General features: G+C 41.4%; 20 protein-coding genes. 1 reads left to right on the top strand and 19 read right to left on the bottom strand.

Annotation, left to right across the window (positions count from 1 at the left end; genetic code table 11):
• Positions 1–71 precede the first annotated feature (71 nt).
• Together H6F73_RS24165 and H6F73_RS24160 are read right to left on the bottom strand one after the other, a co-directional pair.
• The gene (locus H6F73_RS24165; RefSeq protein WP_190761323.1) at positions 72–692 is read right to left on the bottom strand and encodes a hypothetical protein; all 621 of its coding nucleotides are present in this window, start codon (positions 690–692) and stop codon (positions 72–74) included.
• Between the two features lie 99 nt (positions 693–791).
• Positions 792–2,429, bottom strand: coding sequence for a CHAT domain-containing protein (locus tag H6F73_RS24160; RefSeq protein WP_190761322.1), 1,638 nt, complete (start codon positions 2,427–2,429; stop codon positions 792–794).
• 597 nt (positions 2,430–3,026) lie between these two features.
• Here H6F73_RS24160 and H6F73_RS24155 point away from each other — a divergent pair.
• Complete coding sequence (locus H6F73_RS24155) at positions 3,027–3,773, top strand: ferritin-like domain-containing protein (RefSeq protein WP_190761321.1); 747 nt, start codon at positions 3,027–3,029, stop codon at positions 3,771–3,773.
• Positions 3,774–4,036: 263 nt separating this feature from the next.
• On the opposite strand, the gene H6F73_RS24150 is transcribed toward H6F73_RS24155, so the two are convergent.
• From H6F73_RS24150 to H6F73_RS24070, 17 genes are all read right to left on the bottom strand, one after another.
• Positions 4,037–5,041, bottom strand: a complete 1,005-nt coding sequence (locus H6F73_RS24150; RefSeq protein WP_190761320.1) for a glycosyltransferase family 4 protein — start codon at positions 5,039–5,041, stop codon at positions 4,037–4,039.
• Between the two features lie 8 nt (positions 5,042–5,049).
• Complete coding sequence (locus H6F73_RS24145) at positions 5,050–5,940, bottom strand: NAD(P)-dependent oxidoreductase (protein ID WP_190761319.1); 891 nt, start codon at positions 5,938–5,940, stop codon at positions 5,050–5,052.
• 33 nt (positions 5,941–5,973) lie between these two features.
• Positions 5,974–7,125 carry a glycosyltransferase gene (locus H6F73_RS24140; protein ID WP_190761318.1) on the bottom strand — a complete coding sequence of 384 codons (1,152 nt, stop codon included), beginning with the start codon at positions 7,123–7,125 and terminating at the stop codon, positions 5,974–5,976.
• 504 nt (positions 7,126–7,629) lie between these two features.
• Entirely contained in the window at positions 7,630–8,580 is a 951-nt protein-coding gene (locus H6F73_RS24135) for an NAD(P)-dependent oxidoreductase (RefSeq protein ID WP_190761317.1), read from the bottom strand.
• 337 nt (positions 8,581–8,917) lie between these two features.
• Complete coding sequence (locus tag H6F73_RS24130) at positions 8,918–9,787, bottom strand: glycosyltransferase family 2 protein (protein WP_190761316.1); 870 nt, start codon at positions 9,785–9,787, stop codon at positions 8,918–8,920.
• Positions 9,788–9,901: 114 nt separating this feature from the next.
• Positions 9,902–11,170: a hypothetical protein gene (locus H6F73_RS24125; RefSeq protein WP_190761315.1), complete on the bottom strand. Its 1,269-nt coding sequence runs from the start codon at positions 11,168–11,170 to the stop codon at positions 9,902–9,904.
• Between the two features lie 230 nt (positions 11,171–11,400).
• Entirely contained in the window at positions 11,401–12,678 is a 1,278-nt protein-coding gene (locus tag H6F73_RS24120) for a glycosyltransferase family 4 protein (RefSeq protein ID WP_190761314.1), read from the bottom strand.
• Positions 12,675–13,481, bottom strand: coding sequence for a methyltransferase domain-containing protein (locus H6F73_RS24115; RefSeq protein ID WP_190761313.1), 807 nt, complete (start codon positions 13,479–13,481; stop codon positions 12,675–12,677). The genes H6F73_RS24120 and H6F73_RS24115 overlap by 4 nt, the downstream gene beginning before the upstream one ends.
• Before the next feature lie 47 nt (positions 13,482–13,528).
• Complete coding sequence (locus H6F73_RS24110; protein ID WP_190761312.1) at positions 13,529–14,305, bottom strand: TylF/MycF/NovP-related O-methyltransferase; 777 nt, start codon at positions 14,303–14,305, stop codon at positions 13,529–13,531.
• Between the two features lie 46 nt (positions 14,306–14,351).
• Entirely contained in the window at positions 14,352–15,035 is a 684-nt protein-coding gene (locus tag H6F73_RS24105) for a class I SAM-dependent methyltransferase (protein ID WP_190761311.1), read from the bottom strand.
• Positions 15,036–15,105: 70 nt separating this feature from the next.
• Positions 15,106–16,326 (bottom strand): glycosyltransferase, encoded by a 1,221-nt coding sequence (locus H6F73_RS24100; protein WP_190761310.1) that lies wholly within the window; start codon positions 16,324–16,326, stop codon positions 15,106–15,108.
• Positions 16,323–17,435: a DegT/DnrJ/EryC1/StrS family aminotransferase gene (locus H6F73_RS24095; protein WP_190761309.1), complete on the bottom strand. Its 1,113-nt coding sequence runs from the start codon at positions 17,433–17,435 to the stop codon at positions 16,323–16,325. Before H6F73_RS24095 ends, H6F73_RS24100 begins: the two co-directional genes overlap by 4 nt.
• 127 nt (positions 17,436–17,562) lie before the next feature.
• Positions 17,563–18,135, bottom strand: a complete 573-nt coding sequence (locus H6F73_RS24090; protein WP_190761308.1) for a GNAT family protein — start codon at positions 18,133–18,135, stop codon at positions 17,563–17,565.
• 88 nt (positions 18,136–18,223) lie between these two features.
• The gene (locus tag H6F73_RS24085; protein ID WP_190761307.1) at positions 18,224–19,267 is read right to left on the bottom strand and encodes a GNAT family N-acetyltransferase; all 1,044 of its coding nucleotides are present in this window, start codon (positions 19,265–19,267) and stop codon (positions 18,224–18,226) included.
• A gap of 3 nt (positions 19,268–19,270) precedes the next feature.
• On the bottom strand, positions 19,271–20,302 hold the full coding sequence (locus H6F73_RS24080; RefSeq protein WP_190761306.1) for a Gfo/Idh/MocA family oxidoreductase: 1,032 nt from the start codon (positions 20,300–20,302) through the stop codon (positions 19,271–19,273).
• Positions 20,299–22,149 carry an asparagine synthase (glutamine-hydrolyzing) gene (gene asnB / locus H6F73_RS24075; protein ID WP_242072638.1) on the bottom strand — a complete coding sequence of 617 codons (1,851 nt, stop codon included), beginning with the start codon at positions 22,147–22,149 and terminating at the stop codon, positions 20,299–20,301. Before asnB ends, H6F73_RS24080 begins: the two co-directional genes overlap by 4 nt.
• A gap of 47 nt (positions 22,150–22,196) precedes the next feature.
• Positions 22,197–23,534, bottom strand: coding sequence for a flippase (locus tag H6F73_RS24070; RefSeq protein WP_190761304.1), 1,338 nt, complete (start codon positions 23,532–23,534; stop codon positions 22,197–22,199).
• Between the last annotated feature and the right edge of the window lie 55 nt (positions 23,535–23,589).

Raw genomic sequence — 23,589 nt, 5'->3', positions numbered from 1 at the left:
ATATAAGTGAGAAGGTAGTTCGATCTAACTTTTTACGCTTCACGCTTGACTTTCTTCTCACTTTAGTTACTTTATTTTTCAGTTTGTAATTTTGTCAGAGCGTAACGAGCCACTGCTAAAGTGATGCGAGCTTGTTCGATTTCTGATAGCTCTGTCCAAGGTACAGGAGGCGTGCCGGTAAGGGTAGATTCTACACCGACAACTTCGCTGCCACGCATGGCGTAGGCGATCGGTCTAGCTAATACCTGCAAATCTTCTTCTGCCCAGTGAGGTAACAGCTGCTGCACGCAGTGTACGAGCTTTTCGGCAACAGATAGGTTACTTGAGAGCAAATGCTGGGCTTGATTGGCGATGCTATCTAGCCAGCTTGCCGGCAGATAAGCTGCAAACTGCTGCTGCAACTCGTTGCCAAGTTCGCTGAGGGGTTGCATAGACTCGCTGCCGGTACTTGCGACCGGCCACAATTGCTCTAGTTGAGTGTACAAACCTTGGGAACGCGTCTCTACTTCCTCTGCCGGCCAATCTTCAAGCACAAACTCTTGTTCTAAAGCAGCCAAGTAGGTTTCTGACTCAGGGGATGCTGGATTCCACGGATAGGTCACATCAGTCAGTAGAAGCGCTTCTAACAGTTCTAGCTGAGCCTGCGATTGGGAATCCTGGTAATTTTCAGGCCGAATGCGTTTATTTGTCATAAATGGCTGCGATGTGCGTGAAAGGATTAGCCTCGGTACGGGTGGATACACCCTCAGTCCTTCCCGTTCCGCAATAAAGGGCACTTTACCCCAATCTGTTTAGGTTTGAATAGATGATTGAGGGGAGTCAATCACAAAATCCCACGTTTGACCTTGGGAACTGCCAAATTTTAGCTGAACACCTGATTGCAGAGGGACTTCCTGATGGTGGATTTTTTGCCAACCTGCCGGCAATAAAATGAGCGTGCCATAGCGAGAAAAATCACGCAGAAAGTAGCAGGGTGACGGATAACCATTTGAGGCGGTATCGCGGCAGAAGATTTCGGCGTGTCTTTGAGATACCCAACGCTCTTGAATGACCAAGTCGTTTTCCCAAAGCCGGCCTACCCGCATTAAACCGCCGCGAATTGGCCAAACTTTGTCTAGCGTACCCACGGGGCGCAAGAAGGCTCCGGGCATAGACTGCCCAATCCAGGTGGTAGAGTTTTTGGGAAGTTCTGTACAGACTTCATCCACCGGCTCGATCAGTTCGCCGTGAAACTCTGGGTGCATATACAGCACCGGCAGCGTCCAAGCCGGCTGATTAAATTTATATAAAGTGAGTAGCTGCTGTCTGGCGATTGCTGCCGCTCGGTCAATCGGCATCCGTTCCGCCAAGGCTTGGGCAAAGGCTTGAATAAAGCTCAAGGCTTCTTGGTCGGCTATCGAGTCTCGCATGGCCAAAACGGCAGGGACGCCATGATGGATCAAGACCTCTGCTAAACTGCTGCGAGGGCTAGGAGCATGATTGTAGCGGTCACTTTGAGCGCCCCAGCAAGCGTTAAACACGGCTAGGGTGACGCGGCTAGAAACGAGAACTTGTGCCAATTCTGTGCCGCTGAGGGTGGTGCCGGGACGTAATAGCAGTTGGCCACCGGCAGGAGCCGGCACGCCATGACCGGCATAAAAGAAAATATTGTAATTGCCATTTTCCAGACGTTCGATTAATTCGGCTGGAGTTGGCTGGATGAGGGTATCGACTTGGCAAGGGACACTAAAAGTATCTTCGCCGGTGATATCAGCTTGCGGGCACTGTTCTAGAATTTGAGCGAGTGCGGCGGCTTCTTGTTGCAGTTGCAGCCGGTTTTGCTGTCCGCCAACTGAGCTAAGGGCGTCCTCTCCTAAAACGAGCAGAATATTTAAGGACTGAGCCGGGTTGCGGTTAGGCAGGGGGTCTACATCACTGACAGTACGGCTAAACAGAAGCTGCTGATTGAGAGAAATGGCCGGTTGGCCGGCTTGGGGTTGCATAATTTCCCAAGGCAAAGCAATTAATTCTGGATCGCGAATTTCCAGCCGCAGTCGCAGGGGTTTATCCTGTCCAATGGCAATGCCTCGGCTTTGGGCAAAACTGTTTTGGATGATGCCGGCAAATAGCCACTGCCAGAGGCTTAACCCCAGCTGTTGCATCAGGCGTGCGCTGTAACTGCTTGTTTGGCCGGCAGATGCTAGGGGAATGGCAGGAATTACTGTAGCCGGCTGGGTGGCCGCAACTGGCAAGGGTATACTCTCCAGGGAAAATAGCTGTTGCCAAGCGTACCAAGTCTGGCTCAAGTCTGCCGGCCACATACAATCGTGATGGACGTATCCACCGGGATAAGGCGCTTTGAGAACCCAGATAGCAAAGTGTTCTGCCGAGGCAGTGGCTTTTAGGCGGGCGATGCAAATGCTGAGGCAAGGACTCTCAGACCGAGACATTCAATAGCGGGGGTAAGAGGTTTTTTATCAGTCTATCCGTTCCATCGCCGGTTTGAAATTTCGAGCTTCAGGCGTGTTGACTAAATTATCTGATTTTTGGTTGGGTGTTTAAAAGTTATTGCTATTTATTAAAGCTTGATAGACTTTTGGAAAAATTCTTTTTTTTTACCGCAGATAAATCAAACAGAATATGCAGTTAACGGTTTTATGGATTTGTCTGTGAGATTTTAAAGTCTTTTTTTAGTTTTTTAGACAAAGTTTTATTTAAAGTTTGAAATAATGGTTGGATTGGCCACGAAAAAATTAGCTCTGTGATAATTTTAGACTGCATTGAAATAGGTGGCGAGCAAGCGCTGGCTAATTAACAGGAAAAGGGAAATTTTAGCAGCTAGGGCTATTACGAAGCTTGACCAAGGGAAGATTGACAAGAAGTTTTGACTTTTTAGTACAGGTAAACTTTAGAAAAATCAATCTAAAGGAAGAGATTTAAATCTGCTGTAAATTACTTGGCAAATGGGATGTTTTTTTTCAAAGAATTTTCTAAATTAAGAAGAGAATCACATCTGCAGCTCATCCTTGGAGCAATAAAGGTTTTTTATGAATTTCTTTACCCATGTCCTGCATCTTGTGGGTTCTGGTGCTGTCGCCTATATTTCTGCCCGCAATTTACGAGATCCTCTGACTCGACCCAATACCCTAGCAGGGCTACAATTGGCAGAATCCGGCTCAGTTCCCTTCTTAGAAACACTCTCAAAACGAGCTGCCGATGAAGGCGATGCGTGGCTTGCGGAAAAATTGGCTCGCCATGCGGCTGACGAAAAGCGTCACGGTCAAATTTTTGCCCACGCCCTAAAACAGCTCAACAAGCAAGTGATTGACTTCAAGAATTTGCCCAAACCGGCAGAAACTGACAAGCAAGACAAACCCAAGCGCAGTCCCTTCTTTGCCGCTTATTTTGAGGGTTACGATCAAGCGCAGCTCAAGCCTGAGAATATTGACTGGAACGTGTTTATGGCCAGCACATATATTCTGGAACTTGATGCCAGCAAAGATTTCGCACGGATGGCAAACGTCCTGCCGGATGACGATCTCCATAGCGCCAATCTTAAGAAGGGAATGCTCAGCGTTGCTAACGATGAAACCGGCCATGCTGCTTATCTGTATGAAGCAATGCAGCGTCGGCTTTCGGCTGCCGGTGTTCAGCCACTGATTGATGAGTGGCGCACTCGCAAGATAAATGCGATGTTGGCAATGGCCGGCAACTTCTTGCAAGGGAAACCGCAGCCTTCCTTAGTTCAAGATGGTGCGCCGGTGGAAATGCCTGAACCGACTTTCGCAAAATGATTACAACAGATAGCCTAAATAATCCCTAGGGGCTTTCTAATACCACTTTAATTTCATCGCTTTGGCTCCCCCCATCTCAACCTTGTTGGGGGGATTTTAACAGCTTTACCACCCTAATTCGGTTCTCCTGTACTTTTAGTGGCAACCTGCTTAGTTTTTAATAACTTCCTCAAAAAATAGTTTGAAAAGCCTTGATCTACGATGCACTTCATTGTTGCGCTGGCGCATTTTTGATCAAATTTCGACAAAACTTAATAGGGTGATTATTTGCTCACAGATGAGTGGATTCGTAAGTAAATTTCTCCTAAAATAATGCTTCCTGCAACACTAACTAAGCTCAGCCATGCTCCAGCAGAACCCAGATAATAAATACTACAGGCAACGAGCAGTGTGATGGCGATGTATGCACTAGCCACTTGTGCATGAGACCAGCCAGACTGCTGTAATCGTTGATATAAATGAGTGCGATGAGCCTTGAAGATATTTTCGCGGCGTATCAAACGGCGAGTGAGGGTGTAGATAGCATCAGCGACGAGGGGGAGGGTAATGGCGATGGCTGACCAAGCTGGAATTGGGTCACTGTGGGTGTTTAACAGGGAAGTTGCAATAATCGCACCTAAAACTGTGCTGCCGGCATCACCCATGAAAATTTTAGCGGGAGACCAATTCCACCACAGAAATCCCAGTAGTGCAGCAACAAGAAGCCAAAGTATCGGCTGATTCAGGTAGATAGCTAAGAAGCTCAGTTGAACTGCGCTAACACCGGCAACCAGACCATCAAGGCCATCCATAAAGTTGTAAAAGTTAATCAGGGCAGTCATGCCGATACAGGTGCCGGCGATTGCTGCCATTTGACCGATCATCCCGAAATCGGTAAGCCAAGGTAGAAAAAAAGCGCCAAAACACGCAACAGCGATGGCAGATACCGCCAGTTGTACTAAGTATCGCAAGCCGGCGGGCACACCGCGTTGGTCATCTATAATGCCAACAATAGCTAGGGGTGTGAGAATTAACCATAACCAACTTAAATTTGGGTAGATCAGTTGGTTGTGAAATGAGTCGGGAAAATAGCGAGCTAAAATCGCGGCACTCCCACTTGTGAGTGCGAATGCAATAATAAACCCCAAACCGCCGCCGCGTGGTGTCGGCTGGGTGTGAGAACTACGCTCATTGGGGATATCGAGCAGCTGTTGGTTGAAACGTTGCTTAATCAGGGCAACGCTCAGCAGGCTAAGTAGAAAACTGGCCAATACCAGTATGAGGTACATGAGAATCCTCAAATAATTCCTTGGCTACGCAGTAACTCTACCTCCTGCTGCAGTCCAACTTCCAGAGTTCGAGGGAAAAAGTTGAGATCCTGTTGAGCAGCATCGTGAGGATAGGCTTTATCTTCTTGTAATCGCAGGATCTGTTCGCGCCTGACAGGGGAACGTTGCCCTAAGACTCCTTCCAACCTTGTAGCGAACCATATACCCAAGTTAAGTGGGAAGGAAATTTGTCGAACCGGCTTGCCAATCAGTTTAGCAACTAACGCTAAAAGTTCTCGGAATGCCACGACACTGCCACCAGAAAGATTGTAAGCACCTTGGATTTCTGGGCGTTGCAAGGCAGCAAGAATCGCTTGAGCTAAATCATCCGCATGGACAGGTTGTAGGAGACAATTACCTGAGCCAAAAACTGGGAAAAAGCCATAGCGGTTACAAAAAACGATCAGCTTGTGCAGGTTTTGATCGCGGTGCGAACCGTATATCATTGTGGGGCGTAGTAAACAGGAAGAACCTGGATACTGTGCCAGTTGAGTTTCAATATCTTTGTAAATCGCTGAATAGTGATTGTATTGAGAATATATGCCGGTGGTGCCAATGACGATCAATCGGGGCGTCTGTCCAGCTTTTTTCAAACTCTCAAGAATAATCGGGATATGCCTTATTGAAGCAATTTGGATAATTGTTTCTGGCTTATGCACAGTGAGCAATTCATCCCAGGTTTGGCTTGTAGAACTGTCACCTGTGAAATAGCTAATATCTGCTTTTAAGTTTTGAAGAGAGCGAGTATCAGTGGTGGGGCGTACCAAACAAAGGATTTTAATATCATTTTGGGATGCGGCAAGACGCTCTATAAATAAAGAACCTGTCATGCCGGCGGCTCCAGTAATCAGAAGCTTCATTAATTAATGATTTAACTCTACAACTGCAATTTGTCAAAGATTGGACACTAAAGACTCATAATAATCTACTAGAGCATTCGTTATTTTCTCTTTCGGAAATTCCTCAATCGCCCTTTTATGAGCATTATCTGCCATCTGTTCTCTCAAAGAGATATCATCTGTTAACTGTAGCATTTTTTCAAAAAGTGACTCTACATCGGCTGGTTCATGAAGCAAGCCAGTGATGTTTTCTTCAATCGCATCCGTTATGCCATAAATTTTTGAGCCGATTGCGGGAAGCCCAACGGCTGCTGCCTCTATAATCACGCTACCAAATCCTTCCCGGTAACTTGGCAAACATAAAATATCTGATGCAGCCATATAATGCTCTGGTACATTCGTGTAGTCAACAAAAGTTATTTTGTGAGAAAAAGTCTCATATTGCTGTTTAATTGCCGGCAATATCTCTTCTTCATCAGGCCCAACAATTAACAAGTGAACCTCCTCTCTGATTTGACAAAGTTTAACAAAAGCTTGAACGAGATCTAGAATTCCTTTATCCCGAGTGAGTCTACCTAAAAACAAAAAAACTGTAGTTGATTCAGCAATTTTTAAATTATTTCTAATTTCACTTCTCACACTTTTATTTGGCGAAAACCGTAATGTATCCACTCCACTTATAGACCCTTTCCCTAAAACCATTGATTGGTTTGGTTTAACAACATTTTCAGTGATTAAAAAATGCTGTTGAGATAGGCTGTCTACAAGAATATTACTTGAACAGAAAGCTATTACTTTATCTAAATTTTTGAATATCTGTCTGGATAGACCCGATCGAGTCACCCAAATTTGGCCGGTAAATGTATGTATTCTGATTGGAACCTGCGTAAACGCAGCAGCCATCATTGCCAACAAACCAGCTTTAGGCGTAACAGAATGAACTACATCAAATTTATATTGAGAAAAAACTTGTAATAAATGCAGTAGTGCTTTAATATCTTTAACTATGGAAATTTTTCGTTCAATATAATTAGAAAGTGTATTAACTTTAATATCCATTGGATCAATAAAGTCAAAATTACTTGTGTTTGCCATAACAGTTACATCATATTTGTAACTCAGCGCTCTAATGTGATCTAATAAAAACCATTTCATGGTTTTCTCACCGCTAGAGACTATGATGCAAACTTTTTTTCTTTTACTCATGAACCTTCTGTTTCCAATTCTCTACCAACTAACGCAATCCATCTTCAATTGAAACTACATGACTATACCCTAGTTTCCGCTCAATTTTCTCATTAGAGTACACACACTGATTTGTCAACGCATCAATTCTTGATATAGCGAGTGGTATTTGGGTGCTCCGCTAACAGTTGGTTGGAGGACGGCGCCTCAAAACCCACATTGTATCTCTTTCTGCCAAATGTTTAAATAAACCTAAACGCTTACCGATAAAGCCGATTTCACCCGTGAGCGCTACAATCATAATTTTTTAAACTTTTGTTTATCAACTTAAATTTCAAAGAGTTTTGAGTTCGTAAGCTAGTTAAGTATTCTTCTATATGAATGAAACAGTGAATTATTAAAGATTTACTGCGTTAATCTGTATTGGCTTAACAGCTACCTCATATTTATAACTTAATTATCCAATCCGATCTAATAATATATTTAGAGTATGAAATCCGTCTCAGTAAAATATAGCCGTGTTCATTATACTGATAAGGTTTGCTTCCATAAATCTACAATCTCACACAATCCATCTTCCATCAAGTGTAAATGTCTATATTCAAGTTCTTGCTCTATTCTTAGATTGGAATAGATACAGGTGCTAGTTAACCCCGCAACCCTGGACAATGTGAGGGGCCACCGAGGCAACCAAGATAGCGACAGAACTATTACGGTTACTAAAGGTTTTGGAAGTCGTAGAGTTGGTAGTGGCTTACCTAGAGAATGAGAAATAGTCGAAACAAAGTCTTCCAAAGTGCGGCTATCAGCTATGTTATATATTTTACCTTGAGCTGCTGACATTGTTCCACATCTTACTAATCCCTCAACTACGTTATCAACATGGATATAATTAGCATAGGCTCCGGGTTTTCCTATAAAGAAGAATAAACCATTATTTATGACATTAATTAGCTGAAATAAGTCACGGTTTCGCATCTCAGGTCCATACACTTTGCAAGGACGTAGAATAGAAAAATCAATACCTCTACGCTCTCCAGCTTGAATAAGTAACCGCTCTGACTCTGTTTTGGTAGTTTCGTAAATCCCCACTGGATTTAAAGGAGTTTCCTCTGTTATAATTCCCGAAAATTGTGGCCCATAAACACCGACACTACTGAGCTGCACCCAACGTCCTATCTTGTTAACAGCCGCATCTAGTAAGTTATTTGTACCTGTTACATGAACAGCTTGCATACAAGCTTCGTTTCTTATTTCTCCTGCACAATGATAAAGTACATCAGCGCCATCAACAAACGGAATCAAGTCTTCGGCACTGTTAGTTAAATTGGCATGATAAAGATGAACTGTTTCTGGGAGTCCTGTATTTGTTGAAGGACGGCGCGTCAGAACTCGAACTGTATCTCCTGCAGCTAAATGTCTTAAAACTAAGCGCTTACCGATAAAGCCGGTTCCACCCGTGATTGCTACAATCATATTTTTTTAACTTTTGCATTCTAATGCGAGGTTTAATTGTCTTACAAACGCTAAATATTATATTGCTTTTTTTAACCTCCAGCATTTGCAGTATTAGCGATATTTGGACTGATTGCAGCTTCTGGTTGTGTTCAAAGTCTATCCAAAAATAGTTGCGATACGTAGGAATCTATCTTCCATCACTCCACTTGCGTTATTCGCATTTTTCAGCTATTTTGTTGACTCTTTCACAATGCAAAAGCGATCCAAAATTTTCTAAACCTTTTCTCGTTATCTATTAATGCTATTGATTTCGCAAATAGCTCATGAAACTTCAATGCTTTCTAGTTTTTAACTTTTATTTTGTCCAAATTGCTGGACGCCCTGTTATTTTTCTATAAAAATCTGCCAAATGACTGGTTGCGCTTTCGCCAAGGGTAGAACGCAACGATAGGTAAGTATAGACTAATAAACCTCGCATAATTTCTGTGTAAGATATGAGCAATCCATTTTTACGTCTACACTTTATATTTTCTCGATGGGTGACAACCATATTATCTAACGTGCTGCTCATCCCTCCCATTCGCACTCCTGTAACTATAATATCTTCAATGTGATATGCGTCTTTGCGTTTTAACTCCCGTAACAAGAAGTCATAATCACCACAAATTTTAAATGAGCTATCAAAGTTTCCATACTCTTCAAAAAGAGAACGATGATGAAATAAACCCGGATGAGGAAGACACATTTCGTACAAAAACTTATTTTTTACTTGATTCCAAGGTTTGCCATGAGTCATTATAATTTGGCTATCTTTTAAACTTATAAAGTTACTTTTACCATAAACTACTCGAGAATTTGGCCAAGCTTTATTAAGTTGTGGCACAACTTTTTCAAGCACATCAAGTGACCAAAAATAATCATCTGCGCCCAAAAAACAAACCCATTCCCCCTTGGCGTGTTTTAGTGCTTTATTCCATGAACTGTAAAGTCCACTATTTGTTTGACTCTCCCAATAAGCAATTTGCTCGTCATACTTTTTAAGAATGTTAACTGTATTATCTGTAGAACCATCATTAATTATTATATATTCTACATTTTTGTAAGACTGATTAATGACTGATTGAATTGTTTGTTCTAAATATTCTTCTCCATTAAGAACTGCTGTAATTACTGAAATCAAAGGTTGTTCAGTAATAGATTCTTCTGAAAATTGCTGCTTGACCATTTTTCCTCTTTTGTTGTGAACCCTAAATTTAGCTTAAAAATTTGCAGTTTTATCAATTAATGAGTATATATTTTAACATAAAAATGCAAAAATATAAAATAAAATCTTATCTATTTAAAAGCCATACCCTTGCTGCTGGGAATGATTTCGTTTCCCTCGTTTGATGATCAAGTATAGAATGAAGCTAGATATTCCAAATCCAAAAGACACAATGCTTCCATATAACGGGTTACTAATTAAACTTATAATGCCGTAGAAGTTAATCAGTATACTTATGAATCTTAGCCGAGGCTCAACGTTATTTAGCAAGCGATCCGCAGAGGAAGCAATTATACAATATGCTAAAGAAACGAGTAACACACCTAATAACCCAGCCCCTGAAAAACCTATAGCTAAGAAACTAGCATTTGCGCCGAAACGTAGACCCGTCATGGCCTCTCCTACATCATAAAAGCCGATATCGCCATTTTGGGCAATTCCATACATTTGAAATGCTTCAAGAATACCCCTATAAGGAAAGGCTCTTGGGAAAAGATAATAGTAATAACTACTAGTTCCAGCCGGCACAATCAAGGCCCTATCTAGAAGTAAACCTACTCCTTCCAAAAGCCCACCTCCACTAATTGCCGAAAAGAGGAGGCCACCAGTTCCAATTATTGCTAAAAATATAGAAATGACCAAGTAAGGTTTTTTCCAGTGAAGAAAATATAGTTCAAGATTTCCCTTATACTTATAAATAAAAACAGCCATGATGATGAGCAAAAAAACATAGAAAAACATAAATCTATGAGCGAAAGTTATACTCAGAACAGCGATTAAAGCAAGGGCTATTGAAAACGTAATCCAGTAAATTATTTGGGGCTTTTTACTGAGTTTACGATTGGCCGCATAGTAAACAGAAGTAAATAATATAGTGGGAAGTAAATAGTTAGTTGATATGGTCGCCCATCCAAGCCCTTTGCCTGCTACGACAAGAGCATCTCCAATTTCAAGTCGTGTTTCGTAATATTGAGCTAGATTACCCATACTGGAAAAGATAGAACCCATGAAAGAGACTCCACCTGAAAATAGCATAAATCTTAAAACGCTAAAAACTCCTATTCCTAAAAATAGCCAAAACCATAAGTTTGCGTATTTTTTTTTCCTTTTATAATTATAAGGATAATTTTTTTCTTGGTTTTTATTTTTATAAAAACTTTGAGATTGGAAAATAAATGATATAAGTATAAACAAAATTATGGCAAAAAAGGAAAGCCATACAGTTTCAAGCTCAGATGATCTGGCAAAATTACTGTAACTGATAGTGGTAAAAGGTATAGGAGCACCATTAGTCAGCACAATCATTATACTGGAAATATGCAAAAGGCGGAGTTTGCCTGTCACCAACATCGCTCTTAGGCTCCAGAATATGTATCCCAAACAAACACTCAAAATTAGTAAGGTTATTGATAAGGGTGGCATACAATTTCCTAAATAAAGGATGCTATGAGCTACGTAACTGCAACTATAGCGTCAACTCTTTTATCATCTTTGCTGTCGTTCTCATATCCTTTCCGTGCTTCCCTCTCACTACTCACCCTCCACTACCCAGACTGTATGCTCAACCAAAATGTTCACCTGGAAGCTTTAAAGCTGCTTTCGTTCCGCCCAGCTATGATTTCTGCAAACACGGCCAAGTAGCGGCTGGCTTGTAACTGTTGAGTGAATTCCTGTTCTGCTTTCTCACGCGCCCGCTGACATAATCTCAGCCAGCGCTCCTTATCCTCCAACACCCAAACAATACCTTTAGCAAAATCCTCCACCTCAAAGGGGCTGGCCAGATAGCCGTTTTCCTGATGCTCAATCATATCAGGCATCCCGCCAATTTTGAATGCCACGCAGGGAGTCCCGCAGGCTAGAGCCTCCATCACTGTGTTTGGCAAATTATCTTGAACTGAAGGTGCGACAAAGACATCAGCTGCCGCATAAACCAGTGCGAGCGAAATATCATCACTCAATCTCCCCAGATAGTGAGATTTAAGACCTAAATCGGGTGGATGAGTAGGCTGAGAGGCACCAAAAACAACCAGTTCCAGTTTCTCGTGCCATCCAGACTTGCTTAGACTTTTCAAGGCCGGCTGAAGTAAATGAAATCCCTTACGATGTTCGCTAGTAGCCCTAAGTGAGCCAAACAGGATAAGCAGCTTGTCTTGGGGTAAATTTAGACGTTCTCTTGCCAGCCGTCGGTCAATAGGCTTGTACTGCCGACTATCCAGTCCATTGGGAATCACTTCTACCCGCTGATTCTCGAAAAGAGAACTAGAGGCAGCGCATTTTGCTAGCCAATGGCTAGGAGTAATAATGGTTAAATTTAAATCTTTCCAAGCTTTAGCCTTGCGCTGCCATACCCAGCGCGATAAATCCTTATCTTTGTGACTGCCAAGTTGAGGACAAGCACCGCAGGAATCAGTGTAACGAGCACACTCTTGAGTATAGTGACAGCCACCAGTGAATGGCCACATATCATGAAGAGTCCAAACAATGGGCTTACCCAGTTTAGCCAGCGTTTCAATTTGCACGAATCCACCGCAAACCCAATGCAGGTTGATCACATCTGGGTTGAGTTGGCTCACTTTGGTGGTGATCGTATCTGGCAGCCACTGTGGGAAGTATGGGGTGCGCTCTCGTTTAGAATAAAGGGCCAGCGGCAGCAAGTCTAGCGTTGGTCTCAACATGGCGAAACCCATCCCCATCTTAGTCTGCGGGGCGATAACCGTTTCATCCTCACTTTGTTTTGCCTGCACCAACATCTGCGAGTTGACACCTATATGCTGCAAACCCCCATGCAGCCGGTAGGCAGCACGAGCTGCCCCACCAGAAATGTCATAAATGCTGAGAAGCAAAGGCTTCATGGTTTGATTCCTTCCATGAACAAAGAATCAGGTTTGCGAATTTTGCCCTCAATAATATCCAAGTTATAACTACTGAAGTCTGGAATACGACTTTCATCAGCGCGACAGACACGCACATCTACAAATCCTGTTTTTTCAAGCATGCGTTGAAGAGAAAAGCGGTCATACATCCAGCGATGTATTTCTCCTGAAGCTCGAAAAACACCCTCTTTAAAAGCATGCTGTGTTTCTCTGCCGGCAATCAATGCTACTAAAATTTCCGCAAGCTTAGTTCTAAACTTTCGGATAAACCAGGAAGGGTTCTTAGATTTTAGTTTTTTCCACATTGATGCCTGATTAATTTCAGATTCAAATCCTATTCTTGAGCGTATAAAATCGCTATTTTTAATATCTGGTCTGCTTAAATAACGGCACATCTCACCTCCGCTATATTGACGCACAGTTTGATCGTACATTTCTAGCAACATCCAATCATAGTCGGATTCTGAGCCAACTATTCCCTTCTCAACTCGCTCAAGAGTCTCCAGATAATTTCTGGCAATCGCTTCCAAATCTGGAACAACAATTCTAACTACGCTTCCAGTTTTCAATACGCGCAAACACTCAGCCAGAAGATTTCGAGCCTCTTCTTTGGTTAGATGTTCTAACACATGGCTGCTGTAACAAGCATCAAAGCCATTTTCTAAAAACGGCAATTTTTTACGAATATCATATTTTTGAACCTTTGGCGATTGAGGAGCAACGTCAATGTTTATCCAAGCAGGATGAAATGTGGAACCGCAACCTATATTTAAAAGCTTCATCTGCCGCTCTGGTAAATTTTATAAATTTTAATTTTTTATAAGTCTGCTCAATTTAAAACAACTCCTATTCTTCCTGTATAATCTATTCTGTTCAAAAGAATTTTAATTTTATTTTCTTCTATGTACTCATCTACGGCTTTGCGGGCACCTTGCCAATGACCGTAATCATCTATAATAATAACTCCTCCCGGAGAAATTCGAGGAAATAAATGGATAAGTTCGTGTTTGGTAGACTCATACCAGTCAGTATCGAGCCTAAGAAGGGAAATTGTTTTTGGAGCTTTAGAAGGTATAGTCTCTTCCACTTTTCCCTTTACAAAATGAATCTTATTGCTATCATAACCCACAGTTTTAACAGCCATTTTCACGGCTTCAAGAGGCGCGTAACACCAGATAGAGTTTATATCCTCTTCTTTGTTACTGCTCTTTAAATATTTTGAGGCTGAAAATCCTTGATAATCTACATCTTTTTCACCAGGTTCTGTCATCCCTTCAAAGGTGTCAAAAAGATGAAGATTTCGGCTGCAATCGTTCAACTGAATTAAAGTACGAGCTACAGCAATCATGCTTCCGCCTTTCCATACCCCACATTCAACTATATCCCCGGGAATTTTAGAATTGACTATGTACTTAACGGCCTCACATAAAGCATAAATTCTCTCCGGGGAAGTTAGTGTGTAAGGTCTAACGCTGACAATCCTATCGATCATTTCTTGATCAAAATCTGGCGGAAAATCCTCGGTTGCTCCAAGTAGATGTTTCACCCGATTTACATCTAGCCTTTTAGTGAGACCTCTGAGAGTTTCAAACAATAGTTTTTTCATGTCTGTGCTAATAAATTTAATGATTTAACCGTTACTTTAAATGCTTCTATTTTTCTCTCCGCAAGGCTATCATTGAATCACGTTTTACCAATCCCAAATCGGGAGAAATAACTTGCCATCCTACTTCTTTAGCAAGAGATGACATCATTTGTTGGTTGTTGCGTGGCCACCATATCTCATCATTTGGCAAATTTTTGAACCTTTCTGGAACTTTACCTTTTTTCCAACCATAATCATTTAACTTCTCCCAGTCTCCGTATTGATGGATAGCAACTCCCCCCACTTTCATTTTTTGCAATGAATTTTGAAGTATTTCTCTTATATTTTCTAAATTATTGTGGCACAATACTCCAAAAGACCAAAAAAAATCAAAACAATTATCGTCCAAGCAAGAAAAGGAGCTATTTTCTACTTGATGACAGACCAGCCTTCCCCCATAATTTTCAGGTTTCAACCATGGAGAGACATCCTGAAAATCTAGTGTGTGCAATTTTCCTTCAGGAATATAGTTTAAAATAGCTCTTGACCAAGAACCTTTACCCGGACCGAGTTCAATAACAACTGAATCTGGTTTTATGTATGGCAATACTCCTTTAAGAAATACCTGACGGTAAGAGCCACCAATTCTTGTTTCATCGCGAAAGCGCCTGAAGTTAGGTATGATTGACAGTACATTACCACTGTCATAACCATAGCTATACTCCTTTTTAAGCCAATCTAAAGTAGGCATATCTAAATGTTTACTCCTTCATGTTTATGTAATGAGACGCCTATTTACTTTAATAAAAAAGTTTACGGGGTTAAAAATTTTTATTAATTAGCTGATTTAACTGCACCGCTCTCTTTTCATAGGTATGATCTTTCAATGTTCGAGCTTGGCCGGCTTTGGCAATTAGTTCTCTTTCCAGGGGATTTTCTAACAGCCACTTAGCTTTTTCTATACACTCATCAGCGGATTTGTAAGTTACTACTTCTCTATCCAGTTCAAACAGCTCGTGTAAGTTTTCTTTCCAGTCCGTCAGTAAGCAAGAGCCTACCCCTGTCACTTCATACAAACGGATATTCCCTGCATATGGCCCGGAAGCATCGCCGTGAAAATTCAACCCTACTTTACCACATGAAAGTACGCGAAGCATATTAATGCCATACAAGGGAGGCTGAATTACTCTTATCAAGTTTTCCGAATAGTAAGGGGCTTGAGGTATTTGAGTCCAATGCACTGCTGCTTTCAATCCCGGTATCTGTTGGCTGACCCTTGTTAAGCCTACATTTTTCAGGGTTTTAGCCGTGATATAAGCTGCCTGTTTCAGCAATATCTTACTCGGCTTTGCTTTGGGTAAATCTCCAGATATTTTCAAAGTTATATTAGACTCTAAAAGAGTCTCTAGCATCTTTACTCGCTCATTGAACAAACCTTCTCCTTTATAAAGAGAACCTATAAAAGTACAATCTATGACACTTTTCTCATCATTATAACTAATCTTTGGTAGCAATGAGGCTTCAAATCCATGATTAAATTGGTACATTGACAAGCCTTGGTCTTTCAGTTGTTGACGGAAGCCCGGATGAGACGTCAGCATATAATCAAATACCTTAAATTGCTGAATATCATCAGCCGTGTGCGGTGCCGCTACCCAACCTATAACTTGTTTGATTGAAGGCACTTGTTCTTTTAAATAAGTAATCCACTCCCCATTAAATCTAAAGCTATCTTGAAAAAAAATAACATCAGGTTGTAAAGCTTTCAACTGAGCCATTACTATATTTTTGCCTGATGATTTAAGGCCATGTTCTTGCGCCCATGCCTGCTGTAAGGGTAAAGCATTCGCTATGATTTCGCAGGCGTCAACCCCCAGCTTCATCAAATGAGTTGTAAAAAAATCAGCCCACCCATACGCTTCCGCCATGATATGCTGCATCTGTTCTTGATAAGTTTTATGCACCACATCTCCGTTGCGCCGATAGTAGTCGTTTAAATACTCCTTATAGTGAGTTGTAACCTTAACAAACCGATAACTCATAGATTTTGCAACGCGCTAATGACTGTTTGTATTGCCTTACTAACTGTCTCAACCTGCTGCGTTGTTAACTCCGCGTATATTGGCAAGCTGACAATTTCTGAAGCTACCTTCTCCGTCACCGGCAACGACCCCTCTGGAACGCCTAAATATTTATACGCTGGTTGTTGGTGGAGCGGCAATGGGTAATGAATACCTGTGGCAATTCCTTGCTCTTTTAGACGCGCTTGGAGATGTTCGCGTTCCCTAAGGCGCACGACAAATAAGTGCCACACGGATTCTGCCTGTGGATGCACCATCGGCAGCTTTACCCCACTGCCTCTTAAAGCTTCTAGATAATGGGCTGCGTGTCGTTGTCTCCCTGCATTCCACTTATCTAAATGGCGCAATTTTACCCTTAAGATCGCAGCTTGCAAGCCATCTAACCGGCTGTTAACTCCCTCAATCTCGTGGGTGTACTTCTCTAACCTTCCATGATTGGCCAGCCGGCGAAGACGACGAATCAAGTCTTCATCTTGGCTAACCACTGCACCGCCATCCCCATAAGCACCTAAATTCTTACCGGGATAGAAGCTAAAGCAGGCTACATCCCCAAGAGTTCCCACTCGTTGCCCTTGCCAGTAAGCACCATGGGCCTGAGCTGCATCTTCAACTACTTTCAGATTGTGGTGTCGGGCAATTTCCAATATCCGATCCATCTCGCAGGGCTGACCATACAGATGAACAACAATAACGGCCCGTGTTCGGGGTGTTATTGCTGCTTCTAAGGCATCCGGATTCATTAGCATTGTATCTTCCCGGATGTCTACAAAAACAGGCTTAGCTCCTGTTAAGGAGATAGCTTCTGCTGTTGCAATAAAGGTGTGCGCTACAGTAATCACCTCATCACCTGGCCCGATGCCGAGACACCGTAGGGCTAGATAGAGCGCATCGGTTCCATTGCCAACGCCCACACAAGCTTTGGCTCCGCAGTAGGCTGCAAATTCTGCCTCAAACTGCTTTAGTTCTTCGCCACCAATAAAGGCAGTTTGGTCAAGTACCGCTTGCATGGCAGCATCGATATCGGTTCGGATTGAGGCATACTGGGCTTTCAAATCTACAAGTGGGATCATTTTACTGTTCAATTAAATTGTGGTGTTGCCGTATTGATAGGCTTCAAGTTGATCTAACAACTTAGTGGCTCAATCAATAATGTGGGTCAAAAAATATTTTTACCTTAATATATTTTCTGCTTGTTGATTATTCATCCAATAATATATTTTGGTTATATTCATTTCTTAATAAGCCCATTAAAAAAACGTTTTCATATTTTCCGTTTACCCAAAATTGCTCTCTCAGCACCCCTTCTTTTGTAAATCCACAAGATTCATATAATTTTATGGCATTTACATTGTAGTCTAAAACTGTCAAGCTAATTTTATGTAAATTAATTTCCAGAAAAGCATAGTTAAGGAGTAATTTAAGAGCTTCTTTTCCTAAACCTCTGCCTCTGTATTTGTCCTCGCCTATATAAAGACCGAGTTCCGCATTTCTACTGATCCAATCTATATATTTTAATCTAACAACTCCAATTATGCTCACATAATCTTTTAAATAAATTCCTAGAAAAATCTGATTTTTATCTAAATGGTTTTTTTTAAGCCATTCTTGAATTTCAGATATAGCTATAGGTAAAGGATACGCTTTTATCTGCCGTGCTAATTCCCAATCATTTTTCCATTTGTAAATATATTCTAAATCCTGAGCTTCTAGAGTTTTTAGACAAACTTGATAACCTGATAACAACCTCCTATCTTTTTCCATATTGTCCATGCTCAAATTATCCATAATTTGATTAAACTAAATTCTAGCCTAAGTTGGCCTAGCTACGATTATTAGGGAAGACAGCGCCGCTCAATTCTTAACAAAAATACTTATACAAAAGATTTCCAGCTTCTTGTACTACTTCATCAGGAATTTCAGGTCTAACCAAAAGTCCTGTTACTCCAGACAACAGATTTTTAATCTTGCCTTCCCGCTCAATATCATAGCATTCTGGAGTATACCTGTAATAATTTATTGGCGTCTGCACCCCTCCCATAGAATCTTTAAATCTAATCAAGCCTGTGTAATTAATTTGGCTTAATCCCATATCTAAATATTCAAATGCTTGTTGGTTTCCAGACTTCATTATTTCCCACAGCAGAAGGTTGTTCGGCCTAAATTCAAGATATTCTTCATCTGACACCCCCATTTTATCAAAAAGTGCTGAGCCATTGTTTAAAATTAAAGCAGATGCAATTGGTTTATCATCCATAAATGCAACCCAAACATTACCCTGGCCTTTATTTATAAAATTCTTTATAAAACTTAGATAAAATGATTTAGGTTGAGGCAGTATATGAAACTTTTTACGCCTTAAGTTGGTTAGGAGCCTATGAAACATCTCTATGCCCTTATCCGTGTTTATAATTTCTACTCGTACTTGGTTTCTCTGTGCTTTCTTTACTCCTTTTTTAAAAGCATGACTTGTCCGGTTCCACAGTTCGTCAACACTTCCCCTGAGATTTACTCTATGACAAACCGCTTGACGAATGTTAGTATAATTTATTTTTTCCAGTTCTTCAAGCTGACCGTGAAACTTAAAAGTAATTGTCCAATCATAATACTTTTCTTTTAAAAAACTTAAGATCGAAACTATCTCTAAGTCATCTAAAGCGAAAGGTTCTGTATAATCACTAAAAGGCAGTGAAACTAGCCGTTTACCAAAAATGTCATCTACCTCAGCAAAAATCAGTAAACTGTCTTCAGGATGAGTGTCCTCTTTAACTACGGCTTTAAAATTAAATCCATACTCCTCTGTTATAAGGGATATCCATTCTCGCGAATAGAACAAATTGTTACCTTTAAACAAGCAATCTTCTTTGAAAAATGCTTCTATGGGTTCTATCTTCCAGTTTTCCATAAGTTACAAAGTTATAGGTTTTCCATTATTTTTTATTGAGTGCTGTCCGGCTTCCAAGATAGCCACTACATCTCGCCCCTGCTTGCCTCCCGTTAGGGGGCTCTGGCCCTGTAGCCGTATACAATCTAAGAAATGAGCAACCTCAGTTTTTAGAGGTTCCTGAAAGTTAATTTTTGGCAGCCAAATATCGCCGGCTCGATGAAAAAGCTGGTAGTTATTAAAGTTATCATAATCCATGCTTTCACCAGCCTTAGGAATCCGATCAATTCCTTTATCTAAAATTGTGAGTTTGTCATCACTGACATCGTCGTAAACAAGCATTTTGCGGCTACTCACTAGCGTCATTTTCCGCACCTTACCCGGATCGAGCCAACTGACTTGAATGTGGGCAGTAACCCGATTCGCCCAAGTTAAAGTGGCGAACACCACATCCTCAATGCCGGCTTGAATGTAGTCCATCCCATAAGCACTAACTGAAACAGGAAGTTCGCCATCCATTAAATACAGCAGAATGCTAACATCGTGAGGGGCTAGATTCCACCAAGCATTGACATCTGAACGTACCTGACCGAGATTTAGGCGCTGGCTATAAATATAGTAGAGTTCCCCTAGTTCACCTTTGTCCAGAAGTTGCTTTAGATGCCGTACAGCAGCGTTGTAGAGAAAGGTGTGCCCTACCATCAAAGTCCGCCCTGTTGCCTCAGCAAGGGCAACTAACTCATCCGCCTCAGTCGTACACATGGCTAAGGGTTTCTCTACCAGCACGTGCTTGCCGGCTTCAAGGGCTACCTTTGCTAATTTGTAATGAGTGGAGGCCGGGGTAGCGACAACAACAGCATCCACCTCTGGATCAGCCATGACATCTTCCCAATTGGCTGTTGTCTTGGTTTTGGGGTAATTTGCTTCAACATAACTCCGTCGTTGAGGACTCAAGTCTGCCAGCCATTTGACCCAACAATCCGACTGCGCCGAGAAATTGCGCAATAAGTTCGGCCCCCAGTAACCACAGCCAAGCTGTGCAACAGTAATCGTCACACTCCCTTCTCCATAATCTGCGTTAACCTGATTGCATTTAAGCAAACCCAAAATTGTGAAGCTTCAGCCCACTCAAACTGACCCGAAACAATTTTCTCATTGTAAAAATTTTTAAGTTTTTTCATGTCTACTAGATCGCTGCCCATTGAGTCGCTTTCTAGGGTGTCTTGAATCCATATCTTTAGCTCGTTTTGCAACCACTGAGTAAGGGGTGAGTTGAAACCAAACTTTGTTTGCCGCAATCTAATCGGATCGGGCAGTAAATTAGACATGGCTTTGCGTAATACAAGTTTAGTATATCCCTCGCCAATTTTACTGCTGCTAGGCAAAGAAAAGACATAATTAATCAAACGATAATCCATAAACGGCATCCGGACTTCTATGCCATGAGCCATTGACATCAAATCAAAGTTTTTAAGAATTCTGGGCAGTATTATATGATGAAAGTCTTGATATAGTGACTGATTTAGTGCATCCCATCGCAACGGTAATTCAGTTTTTAATTTATCATAACCTTCGAGTTTATGAGCTTCCTCAGATAAAAATTTACTATTTAACGATAAATTTCCCAAAATTTTCTTTGCTAGCTCTTTATTCGCTTTTATCCAAGAACGAGATTTTAGTATAGTCTGGATAGTAAAATACCGAGGCACCATATCGCCCAACATTTGCCGTTGTTGCTCTAGAAGTGACCAAAATCGAGAAGAAAAAACAGAACTATCTTCCATAGCCGCAGTGACATAAAAGCCATAGCCGCCCAGCATCTCATCAGCACCGTGGCCGTCTAGGGAGACGATAACTCCATTTTCTCGCTGAGATTTATAGACTCGCCATCCACTATCAGGCATACCTGGGTAAATGCTTTCAAAGGCATACAAAATACTATCCAATCTTTTTAAGAGTTCATCAGGATCGGCTGTCACATATATCTTTTCTGCATCGGCTGCATTTGCCGCTATATCTGCATAATCTGTTTCATCAAATGATGTGCCCTTAAAGGAGTGGATGAAAGTTTTTTGCCAACTTTTAGAAGCACGCTCACCTACTTCTCCAGAATAGGCCAAATCGCTTAGCATGACCACAACGCTGCTAGAATCTATTCCTCCACTTAAAGATGTACCAACCGGCACATCACTGCGGAGGCGAAGGCGGCAGGCATCTCTAAACAGCTCTTCAAGCTGTTCAGCTTGTTCCTCAAGAGTTGCCGGGACTTCAACCAAGTGATCTAAAGTTCTCCACCACTGATGAACCTCAACTCCTGATTCATTGGCTACCAGATAATGTCCGGGTAGTAAATTCCGAACTTTTTCCAATAGGGTAAAGCCAGAACTTTCAAGGTAGAACGCACTCCCTAAAGCAGTCTTAATACCTCTAAGATCCCAAGATACACTTAGTTCCCTGGCAACTGCCCAGAAAACTTTGTACTCGGATCCAAACACTAGCTGCTGCTTATCTAAGTGGTAATATAGTGGCTTTATGCCATAGCGATCCCGGCACAGAAGCAACTCTTTACGGTTTTCATCATAGAGGGCAAGCGCCCACATTCCGTTAAATTTTGCAAATGCGTTCTTTCCCCACTCTAAGTAAGCCGCTAAAATCACCTCAGTATCACTATCAGAACAAAACCTGTATCCTTTCTGCTCTAGCTCTGTTCTAATTTCTATAAAATTGTATATCTCACCATTAAAGACTATCCAAAGACCTGAATTTTCATAAGTCATTGGTTGATGCCCTAATGGACTGAGGTCAAGAATTGATAATCGACGGTGACCTAATCCAGTTCCTGATGATTGAGCAAAGTAGAATCCCTCGTCATCAGGCCCCCGATGACTAATCGCTTTAGTCATGCGTTGCAGAGCCGCTGAATCAAGGGTAGTTGACTGATAAAATCCAGTTATACCGCACATAATATTTTCTTTAATAAGTTCAGGGGAAGAAGGAGACTAATCAAGTACATTCTCAGACTAATTCTAATCGGTTTTGAGTAAATAGCAACAATAAAGTTAGCTCCAAAGGCAGTGAGTAACGAAGCTACTGTAGCTCCAATTGCTCCTTGTGTTGGAATGAGTATAAAATTTAAAATTACATTTAAAATACAGCCGATAATGTTCACATACATTTCATCTAGCAGATATCCTTCTGTAGTTACCCAGGAAGCTCTAGCAACTCCAAAGAACACAGATGTCGCCATCCACGCCTGAATAGAAAGAATAGGGGCTGCTTCGATATATTGCTCTCCATAAATAACTTTGACCAACTGGCTTGAAATATAAGAAATTAAAATAGCAGCAATAATAGCCATCCAAATCATTAGTGTGTAAAGGCGCTGAATTCTTGCCTCATAAGTTTCTGGAGCAACTTTTTTCAAATTAACAATTGATGGAAACAAAGCCTGATTGAGAGTCATTGGTATTATATACCAAACTTCTACTAAGCGCACTGCTACTGAGTAATTTCCAATGTCAGCAATAGATGCTAACTCTCCCAGCATAACTTGGTCAATACGCATATATATAACTATACTTATACTAGAAAGAAGCAAAGGCCAGCTATCTTTCAATAGTTGCTTGGCACGTTTTATGCTGACTTGCCAAGCCAAGGCATTATCCCCAGAAGCTTGATAAACGATTACCAAACCTACAGCACTTAGTAAACTTTCTATAAAGATCAACCAGGCGAATGCAATCAGTGATGCATTCATTTGTATTAAAACGATTCTCAGAACATTAACGAAAATAAAAGCTGAGTATTTAGCATATATTCCATACTTTGATTTAATTTGCGAGTTAAACCAAAATTCAATCACGTCAAAAGCTTGAAAAATACTGGCGACTGCTGCAAGTCCGACAAGCCAGTGAGCTAAGTTATCATCAAAGCGCAAAAAGAAAATTGCACCTGTCGCTAAGCAGAAAGTTATAAAGCTACCTATAAGCTTTAAGACAAACGCTGTCCCTAGCGTTTCGAGCTTAGATAAGGGTTCACGGACAATATCACGGATTACAATACTATCTAACCCAAGCGTCGCTAGCGGACTAAATAATACTACGAAGGAAATAGTGTAGTTGTAGAGGCCAAACTGTTCTGGACCTAGATACCGGGCTAGCAAAACTCCAACAACCAGTCCCAAACCCAATCGGAGAATGCGACTGGCAAATAACCAACCTGTATTGCCTATAATTTGACGCTGCCCGGGGTTAATTTTTTTAATAGCTGTAGCTATCTTGCTCAGCATTGGCACTCCATAAATTTTGCAAACAAGGGAGAGGAAAATATTTCAATAATATTTT

The organism is Microcoleus sp. FACHB-68, from assembly GCF_014695715.1.
Classification (GTDB): Bacteria; Cyanobacteriota; Cyanobacteriia; order Cyanobacteriales; family Oscillatoriaceae; genus FACHB-68.
The sequence above is the reverse complement of the archived record's forward strand: the minus strand, read 5'-3'. Positions and strand labels throughout refer to the sequence as shown.

Excerpts from the sequence above, each read along its gene's own strand:
- H6F73_RS24145 (WP_190761319.1), bottom strand. The coding sequence starts at position 5,940 with ATGAAGCTTCTGATTACTGGAGCCGCCGGCATGACAGGTTCTTTATTT.
- H6F73_RS24095 (WP_190761309.1), bottom strand. The coding sequence starts at position 17,435 with ATGATCCCACTTGTAGATTTGAAAGCCCAGTATGCCTCAATCCGAACC.
- H6F73_RS24150 (WP_190761320.1), bottom strand. The coding sequence starts at position 5,041 with ATGTACCTCATACTGGTATTGGCCAGTTTTCTACTTAGCCTGCTGAGC.
- H6F73_RS24155 (WP_190761321.1), top strand. The coding sequence starts at position 3,027 with ATGAATTTCTTTACCCATGTCCTGCATCTTGTGGGTTCTGGTGCTGTC.
- H6F73_RS24105 (WP_190761311.1), bottom strand. The coding sequence starts at position 15,035 with ATGCCTACTTTAGATTGGCTTAAAAAGGAGTATAGCTATGGTTATGAC.
- H6F73_RS24100 (WP_190761310.1), bottom strand. The coding sequence starts at position 16,326 with ATGAGTTATCGGTTTGTTAAGGTTACAACTCACTATAAGGAGTATTTA.
- H6F73_RS24165 (WP_190761323.1), bottom strand. The coding sequence starts at position 692 with ATGACAAATAAACGCATTCGGCCTGAAAATTACCAGGATTCCCAATCG.
- H6F73_RS24130 (WP_190761316.1), bottom strand. The coding sequence starts at position 9,787 with ATGGTCAAGCAGCAATTTTCAGAAGAATCTATTACTGAACAACCTTTG.
- H6F73_RS24085 (WP_190761307.1), bottom strand. The coding sequence starts at position 19,267 with ATGGAAAACTGGAAGATAGAACCCATAGAAGCATTTTTCAAAGAAGAT.
- H6F73_RS24115 (WP_190761313.1), bottom strand. The coding sequence starts at position 13,481 with ATGAAGCTTTTAAATATAGGTTGCGGTTCCACATTTCATCCTGCTTGG.
- H6F73_RS24110 (WP_190761312.1), bottom strand. The coding sequence starts at position 14,305 with ATGAAAAAACTATTGTTTGAAACTCTCAGAGGTCTCACTAAAAGGCTA.
- H6F73_RS24120 (WP_190761314.1), bottom strand. The coding sequence starts at position 12,678 with ATGAAGCCTTTGCTTCTCAGCATTTATGACATTTCTGGTGGGGCAGCT.
- H6F73_RS24070 (WP_190761304.1), bottom strand. The coding sequence starts at position 23,534 with ATGCTGAGCAAGATAGCTACAGCTATTAAAAAAATTAACCCCGGGCAG.
- H6F73_RS24160 (WP_190761322.1), bottom strand. The coding sequence starts at position 2,429 with ATGTCTCGGTCTGAGAGTCCTTGCCTCAGCATTTGCATCGCCCGCCTA.
- H6F73_RS24135 (WP_190761317.1), bottom strand. The coding sequence starts at position 8,580 with ATGATTGTAGCAATCACGGGTGGAACCGGCTTTATCGGTAAGCGCTTA.
- H6F73_RS24140 (WP_190761318.1), bottom strand. The coding sequence starts at position 7,125 with ATGAGTAAAAGAAAAAAAGTTTGCATCATAGTCTCTAGCGGTGAGAAA.
- asnB (WP_242072638.1), bottom strand. The coding sequence starts at position 22,149 with ATGACTAAAGCGATTAGTCATCGGGGGCCTGATGACGAGGGATTCTAC.
- H6F73_RS24090 (WP_190761308.1), bottom strand. The coding sequence starts at position 18,135 with ATGGACAATATGGAAAAAGATAGGAGGTTGTTATCAGGTTATCAAGTT.